This window comes from Bacillus sp. (in: firmicutes), from assembly GCA_017656295.1.
Taxonomy (GTDB): domain Bacteria; phylum Bacillota; class Bacilli; order Bacillales; family JACDOC01; genus JACDOC01.
The window spans coordinates 136,411-153,373 of sequence record JACDOC010000001.1; the positions used below are offsets into that span (position 1 = coordinate 136,411).

Consider the following 16,963-nt stretch of genomic DNA (forward strand, 5'->3'; position numbering starts at 1 on the left):
TGATGCTCTCATTGATTCTTTTCATAACTTGTGGTTAAAATAGAGGTTGTTTTTTGTAAGCGATTTGAAAAAACACTTACCCAGTAGAAAAGTAAGAAAACATGGGGAATTTAGGGAACAACTACGTCCGTCCTTTGATCATCTTCTTACTTGTTCACCTTCAAGGAATGTCACTCGCTTCTTTCCTTTCTTGCTCAAGTTGAATTCTTTATGAAAATCAATTCTTTGTATTTAACTAGCTTCATAAAAACAAAAAGTTGAAAAAAGAAAAGTGTGGTGTCGACATGGAAGAATTAACAATTTCAAGTCTCGAAAATATGAAATTAAAAGAGTTATATGAACTTGCACGAGAATATAAAATCTCTTATTACAGTAAATTGACGAAAAAAGAATTAATTTTCGCCATTTTAAAAGCTCGTGCTGAACAAGAGGGCTACTTCTTTATGGAAGGTGTCCTAGAAATTATTCAATCCGAGGGGTTCGGATTTTTACGTCCAATTAATTACTCCCCAAGTTCCGAAGATATTTATATTTCGGCTTCCCAAATTCGTCGTTTTGACCTCCGAAACGGGGATAAAGTATCAGGAAAGGTGCGTCCGCCGAAGGAAAACGAACGTTATTATGGTTTGCTGCATGTGGAAGCCGTTAACGGAGAAGACCCAGAAATTGCTAAAGAACGGGTACACTTTCCAGGGCTCACCCCTTTATATCCAAATCGCCAAATCAAACTAGAAACAACACCGAATAATTTATCAACGCGCATTATGGACTTAATTACACCGGTTGGATTTGGTCAACGTGGATTAATTGTCGCGCCTCCAAAAGCAGGTAAAACGATGTTATTAAAAGAAATTGCGAATGCGATTACGACCAATCATCCGGAGGCTGAACTCATTGTTTTATTAATTGATGAACGTCCAGAAGAAGTAACTGATATTGAACGGTCTGTCGATGCAGAAGTCGTAAGCTCCACGTTTGACGAAGTCCCGGAAAACCATATTAAAGTAGCCGAGCTTGTGCTTGAGCGAGCGATGCGTCTAGTTGAGCACAAACGAGATGTGATTATTTTGATGGATAGTATTACTCGATTAGCACGTGCGTATAACTTAGTTATTCCTCCGAGCGGACGTACGTTATCAGGGGGGATTGACCCAGCTGCATTCCACCGTCCAAAACGCTTCTTCGGAGCCGCCCGTAACATTGAAGAAGGTGGCAGCTTAACGATTTTAGCAACCGCCTTAGTTGATACCGGTTCACGTATGGATGATGTCATTTATGAAGAATTTAAAGGAACAGGAAATATGGAGCTTCATCTCGACCGCTCGTTAGCGGAAAAACGTATTTTCCCTGCCATTGATATTCGTCGTTCGGGAACTCGAAAAGAAGAGCTCCTTATTCCGAAAGAACATTTAGAGTACTTATGGGCCATTCGTAAGACGATGTCTGATGCACCAGATTTTGCCGAGAAGTTTTTACGAAAACTAAAACAGACGAAATCGAACGAAGAATTTTTTGCCTTATTAGCCGAAGAAATGAAAGTGAACGGGCACGGGAAAAAATTATTATAAGAGCGAATAGAGCAACTTTACTCAGCATTCGTGGCAATTTGTTGGTAAATTCCATTATTGCAATTCCAAAATGAACTTGCTATAATGGGGTCAGTGTGTATTTTGAGTGATTGCGGTCGGTATAGGTCCGCATCGAAATATAGAACTCTGTTTCGAAATGATTCAGGGCGGAAGGAGTTGAAAAGAATGAAACAAGGAATTCATCCAGAATACAAGAAAGTTCTTGTAAAATGTGCATGTGGTAACGAATTTGAAAGCGGCTCTGTAAAAGACGAGGTACGCGTTGAGATCTGCTCCGAGTGCCATCCTTTCTATACAGGTCGTCAAAAATTCGCTAGCGCAGCAGGTCGCGTTGAGAAATTCAATAAAAAATACGGCCTTAAGTAATAACCGACTAAAACAGGCAAGAAATCATTCCTTGCCTGTTTTTTATTAGTACATATTGAGGAATGTATAAGAGTGTGTGAACATTTGCTCATTTTATAGATCAGAATTTGCTATTTGAAATATATTGGGGAGATTTCAACGAGGAAGGAGCGCCAGGTTCATGTATGTTATGAAGCAGTCAGGATGGGTAGAGGTCATCTGCGGAAGCATGTTTTCCGGTAAATCAGAAGAACTAATTCGTCGTGTGCGTCGCGCACAGTTTGCCAAACAACAAATCATGGTGTTTAAGCCGAAATTGGACAATCGTTATAGCGAAGAATCGGTTGTTTCCCATAACGGTCATTCAGTTTTAGCGAAACCTGTAGAAACTTCCCGGGAAATTGAACAATATGTCGAAGAAAACGTTGATGTGGTGGCCATTGATGAAGTGCAATTTTTTGACGAAGAGATTATTCCGGTTGTTCAAAATTTAGCGAACAATGGTCATCGAGTGATTCTTGCTGGGTTGGATCAAGATTTCCGTGGTGAACCGTTTGGACCTATGCCATATTTAATGGCTATTGCCGAACAAGTGACGAAATTACAAGCCGTATGTACCGTATGTGGTTCACCGGCGAGTCGAACACAGCGTCTGATTAACGGAAAGCCTGCTTTCTATGATGACCCAGTTATTTTAGTTGGTGCTTCAGAAGCATACGAGCCACGTTGTCGACATCATCATGAAGTGCCTATTAGAACAGAAGAAGCATCCACGGTGACTGTCCAAAAACGCCTATAAGGTTATGCGCATAACCTCTTTCGCTGCGGACAAGATAAGCGAAGGAGGTGTTTTTTTATGAAAATTATTTATTATATCGTAGGTGTTTTGATCATTAGTTCGTTCGTTGGTTGTGGCATGCTAGATCGTTCATTCGAAAGGGAAGAAGACCGAAACGGACAACGCTTTGTCTCAAACCGGGAAACGAACTGGGAAGGATACGAAGATGAAGGAAAGTATTATCAAAATCCCAACTTGCTCCATTTCCCAGAACGGACAGCTGTCAATAACGATGATGATGTGGAAATGGCTGCAGATATCGTGGTACAAGCAGGGTATGAACCCGATTCCATTTGGATTAACGGAAATACGATGTGGGTAAAAGCCACAGCTACTCAGACCTACGGTCACGAAAAACGGTTAAAAGAAGAAGCGAAACTGCGGAAAAAATTATTAAATGCGCTGCCTCGCTATCAATTTGAAGTCAAAATCGTCGAAGGCGGTTAAAATCACAGCTTCGTTGAATAGGACATGGCCTCGAGATACTGCCCGTTCTTTCCTTTACTGAATCTTTCGGGTATACTATAATTATAATGTTATGGACATAAATTAGAGGTGAATGGCCATGTTTGATCGATTACAAGCAGTAGAAGTGCGCTACGAAAAGCTAAATGAGCTTTTAAGTGACCCGGAAGTGGTTAGTGATCCAAAAAAATTAAGAGATTATTCAAAAGAACAATCAGATATTGAAGAAACGGTACAGACGTATCGTGAGTATAAATCGGTTCGTGAACAATATCAGGATGCGAAATCCATGCTTGAAGAGAAACTGGATCCTGAAATGCGGGAAATGGTAAAAGAGGAAATCTCCGAGCTAGAAGAGCGGATTGAGGAGTTAGAAGAAAAATTAAAAATCTTACTTTTACCAAAAGACCCGAACGATGAAAAGAACGTTATTATGGAAATTCGTGGGGCAGCCGGTGGGGAAGAGGCAGCCCTATTTGCTGGTGACCTTTACCGCATGTACACCCGTTATGCGGAGTCACAAGGATGGAAAACAGAAGTTATTGAAGCGAGCCCAACTGGTTTAGGTGGATATAAAGAAATTATTTTTATGATTAACGGTAAAGGGGCTTATTCAAAGTTAAAATTTGAAAACGGTGCACACCGTGTGCAACGCGTTCCTGAAACGGAATCAGGTGGACGGATTCATACGTCTACGGCAACGGTCGCTTGCTTACCTGAGGCCGAAGAAGTAGAAGTAGAAATTAACGAAAAAGATATCCGGGTGGATACGTTTGCTTCCAGTGGTCCAGGTGGACAAAGCGTAAATACAACAATGTCCGCTGTTCGTTTAACTCACATTCCAACGGGGATTGTCGTATCGTGTCAAGACGAAAAGTCCCAAATAAAAAATAAAGAAAAAGCGATGAAAGTATTACGTGCCCGTATTTATGATAAATACCAACAAGAAGCACGGGCAGAATACGATGCACAGCGTAAATCTGCCGTCGGTACTGGAGACCGCTCCGAGCGCATTCGTACGTATAACTTCCCGCAAAATCGGGTAACCGACCATCGTATCGGTTTAACGATTCAAAAGCTCGACCAAATTTTAGAAGGAAAGCTCGATGAAATTATTGATGCGCTCATTTTAGAAGATCAATCTAGAAAACTACAAAGTGTACAGGAGCAAAAGCAATGAAAGTGTTTGAAGCCCTCCAATGGGCTTCTTCTTTTTTAAAAACGTACGGTCGAGACGAAAATGCGGGAGAACTATTATTACAGCATGTACTTAGGATGAATCGCTCGCAATTATTAGCGAACATAAGGATGGATATTCCATTTGAACAGTTACAAACGTTTCAAACATATGTCCACCAACATGCCACAGGAGTTCCAGTTCAGCACATTACCGGAAAAGAAGAATTTTTTGGACGAACGTTTTCAGTGAATGCTCATGTGTTAATTCCCCGTCCCGAAACGGAGGAATTAGTGGATGGCATGCTACGCCGTATACGGACAATGTTCCCAACAAAAGATACATTAACGGTTGCTGATATTGGAACTGGTAGTGGCGCGATTGCTATTACAATGAAGTTAGAACAACCTTCGTTACAAGTGCTGGCCGTTGATATATCAGAAAAAGCACTTGAAGTAGCGAAAGTAAACGCTCAATCGTTACAAGCAGATGTTCAATTTTTCCGCGGAGATTTGTTGCAACCGCTCATTGAACGAGGTATACAGCTCGATGTCTTATTGTCTAATCCTCCATATATACCGGTGGGTGAAAAAGAAGCTCTGTCCCCTGTCGTGAAAGACCATGAGCCACATACGGCGTTGTTTGGAGGAGAAGATGGCCTCGATTTTTACCGTCGCTTTGCTCGTGAGTTGCCAAAAGTGATGAAAAAGAGAAGTTTAGCCGGTTTTGAAATTGGGGCCGGGCAAGGTGAAGCGGTCAAACACATGTTTCAACACGCGTTTCCGGAAAGCGATGTTGAGGTCGTGTTCGACATAAACGGGAAAGATCGGATGGTTTTTGTAACGTGGGATGTGTCGGAGTAAGGAAAAACTCAATTCGGATGAGAGAGGGGAGAACCTTAACAAGTTCTTCCCATATTTTTTTTAATTTCATAGTTTACTATTCACCATCTTAGACCATAATGGCTACTGAAGGGATGGTGGAGAAAATGAAAAAAGCAACCTTTTTAGCGTGGATGTATATTTTTTTAATCTCTGTCGGAACAATGATTAGTTTACATATGCCAACTACAAAGACGATCGCCGAAGACGTACAGGTTATACCTGCAGAAGCGATTCGATTACGAATTTTAGCAAATAGCAACGGAAAAGAAGACCAAGAGCTGAAACGGAAAATTCGCGATGCCGTGAATGAACAAATTACATTATGGGTACAAGATTTGACTTCTATTGAAGAAGCGAGAGCTGTACTTCAAGCGAACTTACCTCTTTTAGAAGAAATTGCCAAAGATGTGATGGAACAGGAAGAAAATATTCAACCAGTTTCGGTCAATTTTGGGAAAGTATCGTTTCCTACAAAGCTATACGGTCAATTTCTTTATCCTGCCGGGGAATATGAGGCTATTTTAATTACACTGGGCGAAGGAAAAGGTGCCAATTGGTGGTGTGTTTTATACCCGCCCCTCTGCTTTTTGGACTTTTCTAACAGCGTTGCGACAAGTCCAGGGTTTGAAGAAGAAGAACAAACGAATGAAACGGTTGAAATCGCTTCTGAACCAACAACAGATTCAAAAGAGCAAAAACCGGTGTATGCAGGTGATGAAACGCAAGAAGTGGAAGTAAAGTTTTTCGTCTGGGAGCTGTTTAAAGACTTGTTCGCTCTGTGAATAAATGTGAATAACTTGTGGATAAGTAGGGGCTCTGTGGAAAAGGAGCTTCTTTTTTTATGGATAGGAAAAAGTTTTTCCGTTCTATTGTTCTATTATTTCTATGAAAACATATTCATAGAGTAAGAACTAAAGGGGGAATGAAAATGGGAACGATTCGTGTCGCTGAAAAAGAAGACTTTCAAAAGTTAAAAGAGTTTTTGCAAGATGGTAACGTATCTGCTAATGGGATGGATCATGACAACAACGTTTTTTTTATCGTCGAAAATGAGCAGAATGAATTGCTTGCAGCATTAGGCATTGACTTTGAACAATCGGTCGGATTATTGCGTTCTTTCGTTATTAAAGTGGGAATGAATGATATCCATTTATTTTCTTTATTTGAACGAGTGTTCCAGTATAGTAAACAACAAGCCATCGAAACGGTGGTGTTAGCCACAGATAAGTTGTCCGTTCTACCTATTTTTCAAGGACTTGGGTTTGAATGGGTAGAAAAAGAACAGCTACCATCTGCGTTACAGTCGTTGGAGCATGGTCGCAGCTTATTAGAGCAGCCAAATCGGTATTGGATGAAAAGAGACTTCTCCTAAGTTGAGGATAAACTGTGAATAAATCAAGTAATTTATTCACAGATTGTTGATTTTATCCACATATATCCACAGTTTTATCCACAGAATGTGTAACATTTTTCCCCATACGGAGTCGGTGCTTGTTTTCAACGGCGTCATCTTTTATACTGGCAACAGTGAATAATATCGAGACAGCGGACAATCGTATTGTCGAACGGTAGATAGAAGAAGGAGAATGACCATGAAAACGTTTCAGTGGATTGTGGATAAAGGTGTGGATAATTTAGGTACTTGTCCACAAATTTCACAGGCAGCCCACTTTTTACAGCAAAATGAAGTCGTCGCATTTCCGACAGAAACGGTGTATGGACTGGGAGCTAACGCTAAATCGGATGAAGCGGTTCAAAAAATATATGAAGCAAAAGGAAGACCGTCCGATAATCCACTTATTGTGCATATCGCTTCAAAGGATCAGCTAGAAGAAATCGTCGCCGACATTCCGAAACAAGCACAACAGTTAATGGACGCATTTTGGCCAGGACCGCTCACGATTATTTTTTATAAAAAGGACGGAGTGTTGTCCGAAAAAGTGACGGCGGGATTAAATACGGTTGCCGTCAGGATGCCTGATCACCCGGTGGCGTTATCATTAATACGTTGCGCAGGGCTTCCAATCGCCGCTCCAAGTGCAAATCGATCTGGGAAACCGAGTCCAACGACCGCGAAACACGTATGGAATGATTTAAACGGTCGAATTGCCGGACTAATCGACGGTGGCGAAACAGGCGTAGGGGTCGAATCGACCGTTGTGGACTGTACTGGAAGTGTAGTGCAAATTTTGCGCCCTGGAGGAATTACGAAAGAGCAGCTGGAAGAAGTCGTTGGTAAGGTAGAAGTGGATCCGACATTAAAGACAGGAATGGGAACACCGAAATCTCCAGGAATGAAATATGCTCATTATGCCCCAGACGCTCCCCTATTTTTACTTGATGGGGACCGTGAGTGGATTCAACAATGGATTCATGATAAGCGAAATGAAGGGCTTAAGGTTGGTGTGTTAACAACAGAAGAGCATGTTGCTGATTACAGGGCTGACGTTGTCCTGGCGTGTGGTCAGCGAGAAGATTTAGCAACGGTTGCGGCTTCTTTGTACGATACGTTACGAACGTTTGATGAATCCGGAGTCGACATGATTGTTTCAGAAGTGTTTCCAACGGAAGGTGTTGGCTTAGCGATTATGAATCGCCTATTAAAAGCAGCATCCTATCAATATTTAAAACAAGAAGAATAATGTATCTGAGGAATGTCCATCAATGTCGATGACGATGGGCATTTTTCTGTTATTGTCCCCCTATTCTAAATTGGGTTTAAGTGCATATATTGTGAGTAGGCACGTCCAAGGGGGGAATCATTTTTGTCAGCGTATGTGGGGGAATGGATTACATTATTCATGATGGCATTTGCCTTAGGAATGGATGCCTTTTCCATTGGATTAGGAATGGGAATGATTCGACTTCGACTGAAACAGTTTTTATACATAGGTTTTATGGTCGGATTGTTTCATGTGTGGATGCCGCTGTTAGGGATTATGGCAGGAAAATTTTTGTCGCAAAAGTTCGGTACATTTGCCACGTTTGTTGGTGGAGGCTTATTAATCGTCTTAGGACTACAAATGATTTTTTCTAGCTTTCTGGACAATGATGAGCTACGGGTGACTCCAAAAGGGGTGGGCATATTATTGTTTGCTTTAAGCGTTAGTTTAGACAGTTTTTCGGTAGGTCTTACGTTAGGCATTTTCGGTGCCCGAACAATCATTGCTATTGCAGGTTTCGGAATCATGGCAATGGTGCTTACATGGAGCGGATTACTTATCGGACGAAATGTTCAAAAATGGATTGGCAATTATAGCGAAGCGCTCGGGGGAAGTATTTTATTTGCTTTCGGGATCCAATTGATTTGGCCATTTTAAAAGGACCATTTTCTAGTGCAAGGCAATGTTCTATCTACAATTTTAAAAAATGGCTAGGATAAATGTCATTGTTGATTTTTAGCAAGTTATTCACAGTGAAGCGAAAGGTTGCGACTCCAGCGGGATCAAGAAGCCGCAAGACCCATACTTGAGCGTAGCGAGGGAAGCGGCTTGCCTCGAAAAGCGTCCGCCACAAGCGAAATGTATAAATATTAACAGTATTTTTAACAGACATTCATGCCAATTGACATTGGGTACATCGATGAATAAAATAACAGCAAAAGTTATCCACAGTTATTTTAAGGTAGAGCCTAAAAAATTGGTCTGAAATTAATAAAAAAATGTGTCTAGAACACGGAACAAAGTGACTCGAAGAACACCTCAACTTATATAGAATGAAACTTCTGTATCACGTCACAAAAATTTATAATCCGCCTTTCCGGCTTAAATGAAATTTCTAGAAACTGCAAATTTTTTTATTAAAGGGGACCTGTTTCAGTAGGTCCTTTTTCATGTTCAAAAACTGTTTAAATTTAGCCAAATTTTATAAAAACTTTTAAACTGTCTACTATGGAAAGTAAATAAATTCCTTTATAATGGTCATTAAGGGGGAAAGAAAATGATTAATATTTTGTTTGTTTGTACAGGGAATACGTGTCGTAGTCCGATGGCAGAAGCGATATTAAAGTCCCATAATATTGAAGGGGTATCGGTAAAATCAGCAGGTGTTTTTGCTATGGAAGGTTCCGACGCGTCATTAAATGCTAAGTTAGTTTTACAAGAAAATAATATCGAACATGTTCATTCTTCAAAAATGGTGACGATAAAAGAAGTAGAGTGGGCAACTTACATCTTAACCATGACCGAAAGTCATAAAAACATGATTCTTAGCCAATTTGAAGAAGCAGAGGGGAAAACGTTTACGTTAAAAGAATTTGTTGAACAAGATGAAGATGATCTTGATGTAGTTGACCCATTTGGTGGGGATATCGACGTGTATCGTCAAACATTTCAAGAGCTACAAACACTAATCGAGCAAGTTGTGCAAAAATTGAAAAAGGAGTAAAGAATCTGAGAGGGGAAAAGAGATGAAAAAGAAGTACAGGTTTAGTCTAAGGAAAAAGTTAGTTCTTTTCACTACATTACTAGCTCTCATTACTTATTCTACGAGTGCATTTTTTATTTATGTTGTGTATCCGTATGTATCCCAAACGATTGGAGAAGGCATTTTTACCATTACGACTTTGTCTCTAGGGATTTTATGGACGGGAATTTTAACATTTTTCATGGCTGGATTTATTACCAGACCATTGAAAAAGCTGGAAAAGGCAGCCATCGAAGCGTCTCATGGGAATATACATAACGATGTCGATGTGCCAAAAGCCGATGATGAAATTCGCTCACTGGCACTGGCATTTAACCAAATGTTAGGTAACTTACGCGAAATGGTTCATAACATCGAAGACAACTTCCAGCAAACGAATGAAAAAGTGGTTGCTATTTCAACGGCTTCCACCAAAGCTGCTGAACAGGCGGACCAAATTGCTAAGACGATTAGCGAAATTTCAGCGGGCGCCGAAAGCTCTGCCATTTCGATTCAACGAACAGCAGAAGCAATTGAAGACGTTACTCGTCTTGCTGAAGAAGTACAACAAAAAGCGAAAGCCTCTGAAGAAGTTTCCACAACGATGCTCAACGAATTGTATCACAGTAAGGAAGTTATTCGCTCTTTAATTGATGGTATTCAACGGTTAGCAAACGACAATCAGCAATCGTTAGAAGCAGTACATCGCTTAGAAGACAACGCCAAGAAAGTCGAGCAAATTATTCAGCTTGTTGGGGATATTGCCGAACAAACGAACTTACTTGCATTGAATGCTTCCATTGAAGCGGCACGTGCTGGTGAACATGGAAAAGGTTTTGCCGTCGTTGCTGAAGAAGTCCGTAAGCTAGCGGATGAAAGTGCCAAAGCGGTTCAAGGAATCTCAGATCTCATTAAAAACATCCAAACAGAAGTGCAACATGTCGTTGAACAAATTAAAGTACAAGTCGAAACAGCGAACGAAGAGGCGAAAAAAGGAACGGAAACGAACCGCGTCATTGAAGAAATGACGGATACAATCCATGAAGTCGCTGATGCGGTAAAATTCATTTCGAATCTCGTCGATCAACAAATGTCTAGTATTCAACAAACATCTATGCAGTCGCAAGAAGTAGCGGCTATTGCTGAGGAAACTTCAGCTGGTGCTGGCGAAGTAAATGCAGCGACCAAAGAACAAGCCGAAGTCATGGACAACGTGGAAAAACTAGCGTACGAATTAAAAGAACAAGCCGAAAAGTTAAAAGGAACCATTACGCGGTTTCATTTATAATGTGGTTAGATAAATGCTGCTCTTATCAGGGGCAGCTTTTTTTGGTTAGCGTTCGAGTTGATAAGAGTAAAAAACTATAAATAAGGGTAACTTTGTATAGGTATGAGCAAATACATTCGAATATGAGAAAAATTTCATATGTTATGAGCAAAAAAACTCAAGTTATGAGCAAAAAACTATCATTATGAGTAAAATGACTCCTGTTACGAAATATTTTTTTTTCGTTAGTCAAATGCTCATCCCCATCTAATTTCCTTTATATTTTTTCAACCCTGTGTCAAAATAGGAGAAGATACATTTAAGGTAAAAAAAGGAGGAGCATCATGAAAGTAGCCATTGCATCGGATCACGGTGGTGTGAATATCCGTAACGAAATAAAAAAATTGTTAGAAGAAATGGGCATCGAATACGAAGATTTCGGTTGTGAATGTGAAACGTCCGTCGATTATCCGGATTATGCGTTGCCAGTCGCCCAAAAAGTAGCGAAGGGTGAGTTTGACCGCGGCATTTTAATTTGCGGAACAGGTATCGGAATGAGCATTGCTGCTAACAAAGTAAAAGGGATTCGCTGTGCGTTAGTTCATGATGTATTTAGTGCAAAAGCCACACGTGAACACAATGACAGCAACATTTTAGCCATGGGAGAACGAGTGATTGGTCCGGGCTTAGCACGTGAAATTGCGAAAGTTTGGTTAACAACGGACTACGAAGGTGGGCGTCACGAACGTCGTGTGGAAAAAATTAAACAAATCGAGGAGCAAAATCAATAATCGAATGTCCTTCATTAAGGGGGCTTTAATATGGAACCGTTACGTCAATGGCAGGAAGATTTAAAGACGATTTTACGAGAATATCAGTCCCAAGCTCAGCTCAAACCAGGGCAGCTGTTTGTTGTTGGTTGTTCTACATCAGAAGTTGTCGGCGAGCGGATTGGTACAGCGGGCACATTAGAAATAGCGAAAATGATTTTCGAACAGCTCCAATCGTTTGCTAAAGATCATTCGCTTCATTTAGCGTTTCAATGCTGTGAACATTTAAATCGTGCGCTTGTCGTGGAACGCGAAGTTGCCGAACGGTATCAACTCGAAGAAGTGACGGTTGTTCCGGTGCGTAAAGCGGGAGGGGCGATGGCTACGTATGCGTTTGAACATTTCCAAGACCCAGTCGTAGTTGAACAAATTCAAGCACATGGCGGGATCGACATCGGAGATACGCTCATTGGGATGCACTTAAAGAGAGTGGCGGTACCTGTCAGAACTTCCTTAAAGCAGATCGGCCATGCCCATGTGACGTTAGCGAAAACACGCCCGAAATTAATTGGTGGGGCTCGTGCGGTGTATGAACGAACAACAGAGAATGAAAGCTGCTCTTCATAAACAGTAGGTTACTTACAATCTGAACAATTCATGATAAAATAAAAAAGAATTTTCGAAATTGAGGAAATTGTTATTGAACGATAGAAAAGGGGGATATGGATGAGCAAAATTGCCCAACAAGATAAGGAAGTTTATCAAGCGATACAAGATGAGTTACAACGTCAACAGACCAAAATTGAATTAATTGCTTCCGAAAACTTTGTTAGCGAAGCGGTCATGGAAGCCCAAGGGTCGGTATTAACGAATAAATACGCGGAAGGTTATCCAGGACGTCGCTATTACGGTGGTTGTGAATACGTTGACGTAGTGGAAGATTTAGCAAGAGAGCGAGCAAAAAAAATCTTTGGCGCTGACCATGCAAACGTTCAACCTCACTCCGGTGCCCAAGCCAATATGGCGGTTTATTTCACGGTGTTAGAACCAGGCGATACGGTTCTTGGTATGAACTTGTCTCACGGCGGGCATTTAACTCACGGAAGCCCAGTTAACTTTAGTGGGATTCAATACAACTTCGTCGAGTACGGTGTGGATGAAAAAACGCATACGATTAACTATGACGATGTGCTAGAAAAAGCTCGTCAGCACAAGCCAAAACTTATTGTTGCAGGAGCAAGTGCCTATCCGCGAATCATCGACTTTAAAAAATTCCGTGAAATCGCGGATGAAGTAGGAGCTTATTTAATGGTTGACATGGCCCATATTGCTGGTTTAGTTGCCGCCGGCGTTCATCCAAGCCCAGTACCGTATGCGGATTTTGTCACAACGACGACACACAAAACGTTACGCGGTCCACGTGGCGGAATGATTTTATGTAAAGAAGAATTTGCAAAGAAAATCGACAAAGCGATCTTCCCGGGTATTCAAGGCGGTCCGCTTATGCATGTTATTGCGGCGAAGGCGGTAGCGTTAGGTGAAGTCCTTCAAGACGACTTTAAAGTGTATGCTCAAAAAGTCGTGGATAATGCGAAACGTCTCGCTGAAGCCTTGAAGAACGAAGGACTAGACCTCGTATCTGGCGGTACAGACAACCATCTATTATTAGTCGATTTACGCTCCTTAAACTTAACAGGAAAAGTAGCGGAAAAGGTATTAGATGATATCGGTATTACCGTTAATAAAAACACGATTCCGTTTGATCCAGAAAGCCCGTTTGTCACAAGTGGTATCCGTATCGGAACAGCCGCCGTTACGACCCGAGGCTTTGGATTAGAGGATATGGATGAAATCGCTTCGATTATTGCTTATACGTTAAAACATCATGAGGACGAAGAAAAATTAGAACAGGCACGGAAGCGAGTAGAAGCTTTGGCAAAAAAATATCCCCTTTATGAAGGAAAATAACTTGTTCAAGACAGGCTAAATCGTAGCCTGTCTTTTTTGTGGTGCGCTGGCATGCGTGTTAATCTATAGAGTAAAAGTTCCTAGAGTATTGAGGCACTTCCGCTTTTTATTTCAATGAACATTACTTTTTTTCAATTTTTGTTCAAAATGTTACCGCTTTCTATGATTGAATATAGTTAGAGAAAATTATAATATAAAAATGTGAAATACTTCACAAATAAAAAACTAAGCAGTTTATTTTTTTAAAAATTTATGTGAAGTATTTCACATACTCAAAAGAATTACTTTCTACTAATTTCTATAGGAGATGACTAGCATGAAAAAACTTACTAGAAAAGTTGCAATCATCGGTACAGGATTAGTTGGCTCAAGTGCAGCCTATTCTATTATTAATCAGGGAATCTGTGATGAATTATTAATGGTTGATATAAACAAAGAAAGGGCACTCGGTGAAGCATTAGACTTATCGCATTGTATTGATTTTGTACATTCAAGAACGAAGGTTCGTGCGGCATCATATAGCGATTTAGAAGATGTCGATGTAGCCATTATTACTGCTGGTCCACCGCCAAAACCAGGACAAACTCGCCTTGATACACTAGGAATTGGCGCAAAAATTATGGAAGATATCGTTCCACAAATTATGGCGAGCGGTTTTAATGGAATATTCTTAATTGCTTCAAACCCAGTTGATATTATCACGTATCATGTGTGGAAACTATCCGGTTTGCCAAGAAATCGAGTAATCGGAACAGGTACTTCATTAGATTCTTCAAGATTAAAAACATTTTTATCTGAAATTTTAGATGTCGACCCAAGAAGTATTAGCGGTTACATGATGGGGGAACATGGTGATTCACAATTTGCCGTCTGGTCTCACACTTACGTTGGCGGAAAGCCCCTTCTAGATATCTTAGAGGAACGTAAAGAAGAAATCGGTGAAATCGATTTAGAGCAAATGGTCGACATGGTTAGAAAGGTTGGCTTTGAGATCTTAAAAAGAAAAGGGACAACTTACTACGGTATCGGAAGTACATTGGCTTATATTACAAAATCGATTTTTAATGACGATCATAAAATCATTGCCTTATCTTGCGTGTTAGATGGCGAGTATGGCGAGACGGATATTTGTACAGGAGTTCCGGCGATGATTACACGTGAAGGAATCAAAGAAATTGTAGAACTTCGACTAACTGAAGAAGAACAAGAAAAGTTCAGAAAATCCAATGCGGTTTTAAGGGAATATATGGATAGCATTGGTTACGGACAAAAGATGTTAGCATTTGTTTAATTCTCCTTTGTAATAAAACATGATCATCTATAGAAAGAAGGCACTTCTTATGAAAGAGTATGTGATGCCAAGAATTTTTAAAGCCTCCACAGGGATTGCGCAAGGAATTTTTGTAACGCTTGGTATTGGTCTGCTCATTAAAAACATTGGAACGAGTCTTGGAATTGAAGCACTTGTACAAATTGGTACGATTTCAATTAGTCTGATGGCACCAGCCATCGGTACGGGAATCGCCTTAATGATGGGAGCCAACGCTCTCGTTATATTCTCAGCGATGATCGCAGCGGCGGTCGGGGCTGGGGCTTTAAGCATTACAGAAGCAGGTGTTTTTATTAAAGCAGGGGAACCCATTGGAGCACTACTAACAGCTACCATCGCAACGTATGTAGGTAAGCGAATTAGTGGAAAAACACCTCTTGACATGATGGTTGTACCATTAGGAACGATTTTAATTGCTGGACTTGCTGGTTTATGGCTATCAACAGTTATTGCTCCGCTGTTAACAACGGTAGGTGGATTGATTAAAGCATCAACTGCCGGGAATCCATTACTATCTTCGATTATTTTAGCCGTTGTTTGGGGCCTATTCCTAATTTCACCGGCATCATCTGTGGCATTAGCGATGGCCTTAGATTTAAGCGGCATTGCAGGGGGAGCAGCTTTAGCAGGGTGTGCCGCACACTTTATAGGATTCTCCATCATATCCTGGAAGGAAAATCAGCTAGGCGGAATATTAGCGCAAGGTATATGTACTCCAAAAGTACAGTTGCCTAATATTACAAAAAACCCTTACATTTTATTGCCAACCTTGATTGCAAGTGCGATTGTTGGACCAATCTCCGCCTTAGTATTCAAAATTGAAGCCGGAAAAGAAATTGCGGGTATGGGATTAAGCTCTTTCGTGGCACCTATACAGTTGTTAACAACATATGAATTCGAATTTATCGTTCCAGCTATGTTAATCACTTATATTGTAATACCAGCAGTAATTTCTTACGGAGTATACTATATACTTAAAAAGGTTGGAAAGATAAAAGAACATGACCTGACATTACCGAACTAAATATTTGGAATGGAAAGAGCCGGGATAATATCAATGAAATCCCGGTTTTTTCTACAATTTAAGGGCTATTTAAAATAAAGAAAACCTTTGAAGTTTCCCTTTCTTTAATAATTGTTTACAGATATCTCCACAATATTGATGAAAACGGTTCTTTTTTGTAAAATAAAACGAAGTGTGAAAGAATTAAGAGAAGTCGGTGCGGAATTTTTTTTGCCCATTTCTAACAAAAGCATCGTCAGTTAACTAATAAAAAGGAGAGAGTAGCCGTGGGAAAAGTATATGTGTTTGATCATCCGCTCATCCAACACAAATTAACGATTATCCGTGACAAAAATACAGGAACAAAAGAATTCCGTGAATTAGTTGATGAAGTAGCTACACTGATGGCCTTCGAAATTACCCGCGATATGCCTCTTAAAGAAATTGAAATCGAAACTCCTGTAAGCCGTGCAAAAGCGAAAATTTTATCCGGTAAAAAATTAGGAATTGTCCCGATTTTACGTGCCGGCATTGGGATGGTTGACGGTATTCTAAAATTAATTCCAGCCGCCAAAGTTGGTCATATCGGCTTATACCGTGACCCAGAAACATTAAAGCCGGTCGAGTATTATGTGAAACTGCCAAGCGACGTGGAAGAACGTGACTTTATTTTGGTCGATCCGATGTTAGCTACAGGTGGTTCTGCCGTTGAAGCGATTCATTCGTTAAAGAAACGCGGTGCGAAAAATATTAAATTTATGTGTTTAATCGCGGCTCCTGAAGGAGTAGAAGCTATTAAAGAAGCTCATCCGGATGTAGATATTTATATTGCTGCATTGGATGAGAAATTAAACGAAAAAGGTTACATCGTCCCAGGATTAGGTGACGCTGGAGACCGTTTATTCGGTACAAAATAACAGAAG

The 16,963-nt window shown here is 40.5% G+C and carries 18 protein-coding genes; all 18 read left to right on the forward strand.

Annotated features, from left to right (window positions below; translation table 11 throughout):
* Positions 1 to 284 precede the first annotated feature (284 nt).
* Positions 285 to 1,568, forward strand: coding sequence for a transcription termination factor Rho (gene rho / locus H0Z31_00685; GenBank protein ID MBO8175952.1), 1,284 nt, complete (start codon positions 285 to 287; stop codon positions 1,566 to 1,568).
* A gap of 186 nt (positions 1,569 to 1,754) precedes the next feature.
* The gene (gene rpmE, locus H0Z31_00690) at positions 1,755 to 1,955 is read left to right on the forward strand and encodes a 50S ribosomal protein L31 (GenBank protein MBO8175953.1); all 201 of its coding nucleotides are present in this window, start codon (positions 1,755 to 1,757) and stop codon (positions 1,953 to 1,955) included.
* 160 nt (positions 1,956 to 2,115) lie between these two features.
* Positions 2,116 to 2,733 carry a thymidine kinase gene (locus H0Z31_00695; protein MBO8175954.1) on the forward strand — a complete coding sequence of 206 codons (618 nt, stop codon included), beginning with the start codon at positions 2,116 to 2,118 and terminating at the stop codon, positions 2,731 to 2,733.
* Between the two features lie 57 nt (positions 2,734 to 2,790).
* A complete protein-coding gene (locus tag H0Z31_00700; GenBank protein ID MBO8175955.1) occupies positions 2,791 to 3,219 on the forward strand; it encodes a hypothetical protein in 429 nt (142 codons plus the stop codon).
* 118 nt (positions 3,220 to 3,337) lie between these two features.
* Positions 3,338 to 4,417 carry a peptide chain release factor 1 gene (gene prfA, locus H0Z31_00705; GenBank protein MBO8175956.1) on the forward strand — a complete coding sequence of 360 codons (1,080 nt, stop codon included), beginning with the start codon at positions 3,338 to 3,340 and terminating at the stop codon, positions 4,415 to 4,417.
* Positions 4,414 to 5,277, forward strand: coding sequence for a peptide chain release factor N(5)-glutamine methyltransferase (prmC, locus tag H0Z31_00710; protein MBO8175957.1), 864 nt, complete (start codon positions 4,414 to 4,416; stop codon positions 5,275 to 5,277). Before prfA ends, prmC begins: the two co-directional genes overlap by 4 nt.
* Before the next feature lie 125 nt (positions 5,278 to 5,402).
* The gene (gene spoIIR / locus H0Z31_00715; GenBank protein MBO8175958.1) at positions 5,403 to 6,080 is read left to right on the forward strand and encodes a stage II sporulation protein R; all 678 of its coding nucleotides are present in this window, start codon (positions 5,403 to 5,405) and stop codon (positions 6,078 to 6,080) included.
* A gap of 146 nt (positions 6,081 to 6,226) precedes the next feature.
* A complete protein-coding gene (locus tag H0Z31_00720; GenBank protein ID MBO8175959.1) occupies positions 6,227 to 6,670 on the forward strand; it encodes a hypothetical protein in 444 nt (147 codons plus the stop codon).
* A gap of 220 nt (positions 6,671 to 6,890) precedes the next feature.
* Positions 6,891 to 7,940 carry a threonylcarbamoyl-AMP synthase gene (locus tag H0Z31_00725; protein ID MBO8175960.1) on the forward strand — a complete coding sequence of 350 codons (1,050 nt, stop codon included), beginning with the start codon at positions 6,891 to 6,893 and terminating at the stop codon, positions 7,938 to 7,940.
* Positions 7,941 to 8,063: 123 nt separating this feature from the next.
* Complete coding sequence (locus H0Z31_00730) at positions 8,064 to 8,618, forward strand: manganese efflux pump (protein MBO8175961.1); 555 nt, start codon at positions 8,064 to 8,066, stop codon at positions 8,616 to 8,618.
* Positions 8,619 to 9,237: 619 nt separating this feature from the next.
* Positions 9,238 to 9,684, forward strand: a complete 447-nt coding sequence (locus H0Z31_00735; protein MBO8175962.1) for a low molecular weight protein arginine phosphatase — start codon at positions 9,238 to 9,240, stop codon at positions 9,682 to 9,684.
* Positions 9,685 to 9,706: 22 nt separating this feature from the next.
* On the forward strand, positions 9,707 to 10,990 hold the full coding sequence (locus H0Z31_00740) for a methyl-accepting chemotaxis protein (GenBank protein ID MBO8175963.1): 1,284 nt from the start codon (positions 9,707 to 9,709) through the stop codon (positions 10,988 to 10,990).
* Positions 10,991 to 11,313: 323 nt separating this feature from the next.
* Entirely contained in the window at positions 11,314 to 11,760 is a 447-nt protein-coding gene (gene rpiB, locus H0Z31_00745; GenBank protein ID MBO8175964.1) for a ribose 5-phosphate isomerase B, read from the forward strand.
* Between the two features lie 30 nt (positions 11,761 to 11,790).
* On the forward strand, positions 11,791 to 12,366 hold the full coding sequence (locus H0Z31_00750) for a TIGR01440 family protein (protein ID MBO8175965.1): 576 nt from the start codon (positions 11,791 to 11,793) through the stop codon (positions 12,364 to 12,366).
* Positions 12,367 to 12,465: 99 nt separating this feature from the next.
* The gene (locus H0Z31_00755; GenBank protein ID MBO8175966.1) at positions 12,466 to 13,707 is read left to right on the forward strand and encodes a serine hydroxymethyltransferase; all 1,242 of its coding nucleotides are present in this window, start codon (positions 12,466 to 12,468) and stop codon (positions 13,705 to 13,707) included.
* Positions 13,708 to 14,023: 316 nt separating this feature from the next.
* The gene (locus H0Z31_00760) at positions 14,024 to 14,998 is read left to right on the forward strand and encodes an L-lactate dehydrogenase (protein MBO8175967.1); all 975 of its coding nucleotides are present in this window, start codon (positions 14,024 to 14,026) and stop codon (positions 14,996 to 14,998) included.
* Between the two features lie 49 nt (positions 14,999 to 15,047).
* Positions 15,048 to 16,061 carry a PTS sugar transporter subunit IIC gene (locus H0Z31_00765; GenBank protein MBO8175968.1) on the forward strand — a complete coding sequence of 338 codons (1,014 nt, stop codon included), beginning with the start codon at positions 15,048 to 15,050 and terminating at the stop codon, positions 16,059 to 16,061.
* Between the two features lie 266 nt (positions 16,062 to 16,327).
* Positions 16,328 to 16,957: a uracil phosphoribosyltransferase gene (gene upp / locus H0Z31_00770; GenBank protein MBO8175969.1), complete on the forward strand. Its 630-nt coding sequence runs from the start codon at positions 16,328 to 16,330 to the stop codon at positions 16,955 to 16,957.
* Positions 16,958 to 16,963: the final 6 nt, after the last annotated feature.

What these genes read in the sequence shown, in the direction of transcription:
- rho (MBO8175952.1), top strand. Translation starts at nt 285, where the DNA reads ATGGAAGAATTAACAATTTCAAGTCTCGAAAATATGAAATTAAAAGAG.
- rpmE (MBO8175953.1), top strand. Translation starts at nt 1,755, where the DNA reads ATGAAACAAGGAATTCATCCAGAATACAAGAAAGTTCTTGTAAAATGT.
- H0Z31_00695 (MBO8175954.1), top strand. Translation starts at nt 2,116, where the DNA reads ATGTATGTTATGAAGCAGTCAGGATGGGTAGAGGTCATCTGCGGAAGC.
- H0Z31_00700 (MBO8175955.1), top strand. Translation starts at nt 2,791, where the DNA reads ATGAAAATTATTTATTATATCGTAGGTGTTTTGATCATTAGTTCGTTC.
- prfA (MBO8175956.1), top strand. Translation starts at nt 3,338, where the DNA reads ATGTTTGATCGATTACAAGCAGTAGAAGTGCGCTACGAAAAGCTAAAT.
- prmC (MBO8175957.1), top strand. Translation starts at nt 4,414, where the DNA reads ATGAAAGTGTTTGAAGCCCTCCAATGGGCTTCTTCTTTTTTAAAAACG.
- spoIIR (MBO8175958.1), top strand. Translation starts at nt 5,403, where the DNA reads ATGAAAAAAGCAACCTTTTTAGCGTGGATGTATATTTTTTTAATCTCT.
- H0Z31_00720 (MBO8175959.1), top strand. Translation starts at nt 6,227, where the DNA reads ATGGGAACGATTCGTGTCGCTGAAAAAGAAGACTTTCAAAAGTTAAAA.
- H0Z31_00725 (MBO8175960.1), top strand. Translation starts at nt 6,891, where the DNA reads ATGAAAACGTTTCAGTGGATTGTGGATAAAGGTGTGGATAATTTAGGT.
- H0Z31_00735 (MBO8175962.1), top strand. Translation starts at nt 9,238, where the DNA reads ATGATTAATATTTTGTTTGTTTGTACAGGGAATACGTGTCGTAGTCCG.
- H0Z31_00740 (MBO8175963.1), top strand. Translation starts at nt 9,707, where the DNA reads ATGAAAAAGAAGTACAGGTTTAGTCTAAGGAAAAAGTTAGTTCTTTTC.
- rpiB (MBO8175964.1), top strand. Translation starts at nt 11,314, where the DNA reads ATGAAAGTAGCCATTGCATCGGATCACGGTGGTGTGAATATCCGTAAC.
- H0Z31_00750 (MBO8175965.1), top strand. Translation starts at nt 11,791, where the DNA reads ATGGAACCGTTACGTCAATGGCAGGAAGATTTAAAGACGATTTTACGA.
- H0Z31_00755 (MBO8175966.1), top strand. Translation starts at nt 12,466, where the DNA reads ATGAGCAAAATTGCCCAACAAGATAAGGAAGTTTATCAAGCGATACAA.
- H0Z31_00760 (MBO8175967.1), top strand. Translation starts at nt 14,024, where the DNA reads ATGAAAAAACTTACTAGAAAAGTTGCAATCATCGGTACAGGATTAGTT.
- H0Z31_00765 (MBO8175968.1), top strand. Translation starts at nt 15,048, where the DNA reads ATGAAAGAGTATGTGATGCCAAGAATTTTTAAAGCCTCCACAGGGATT.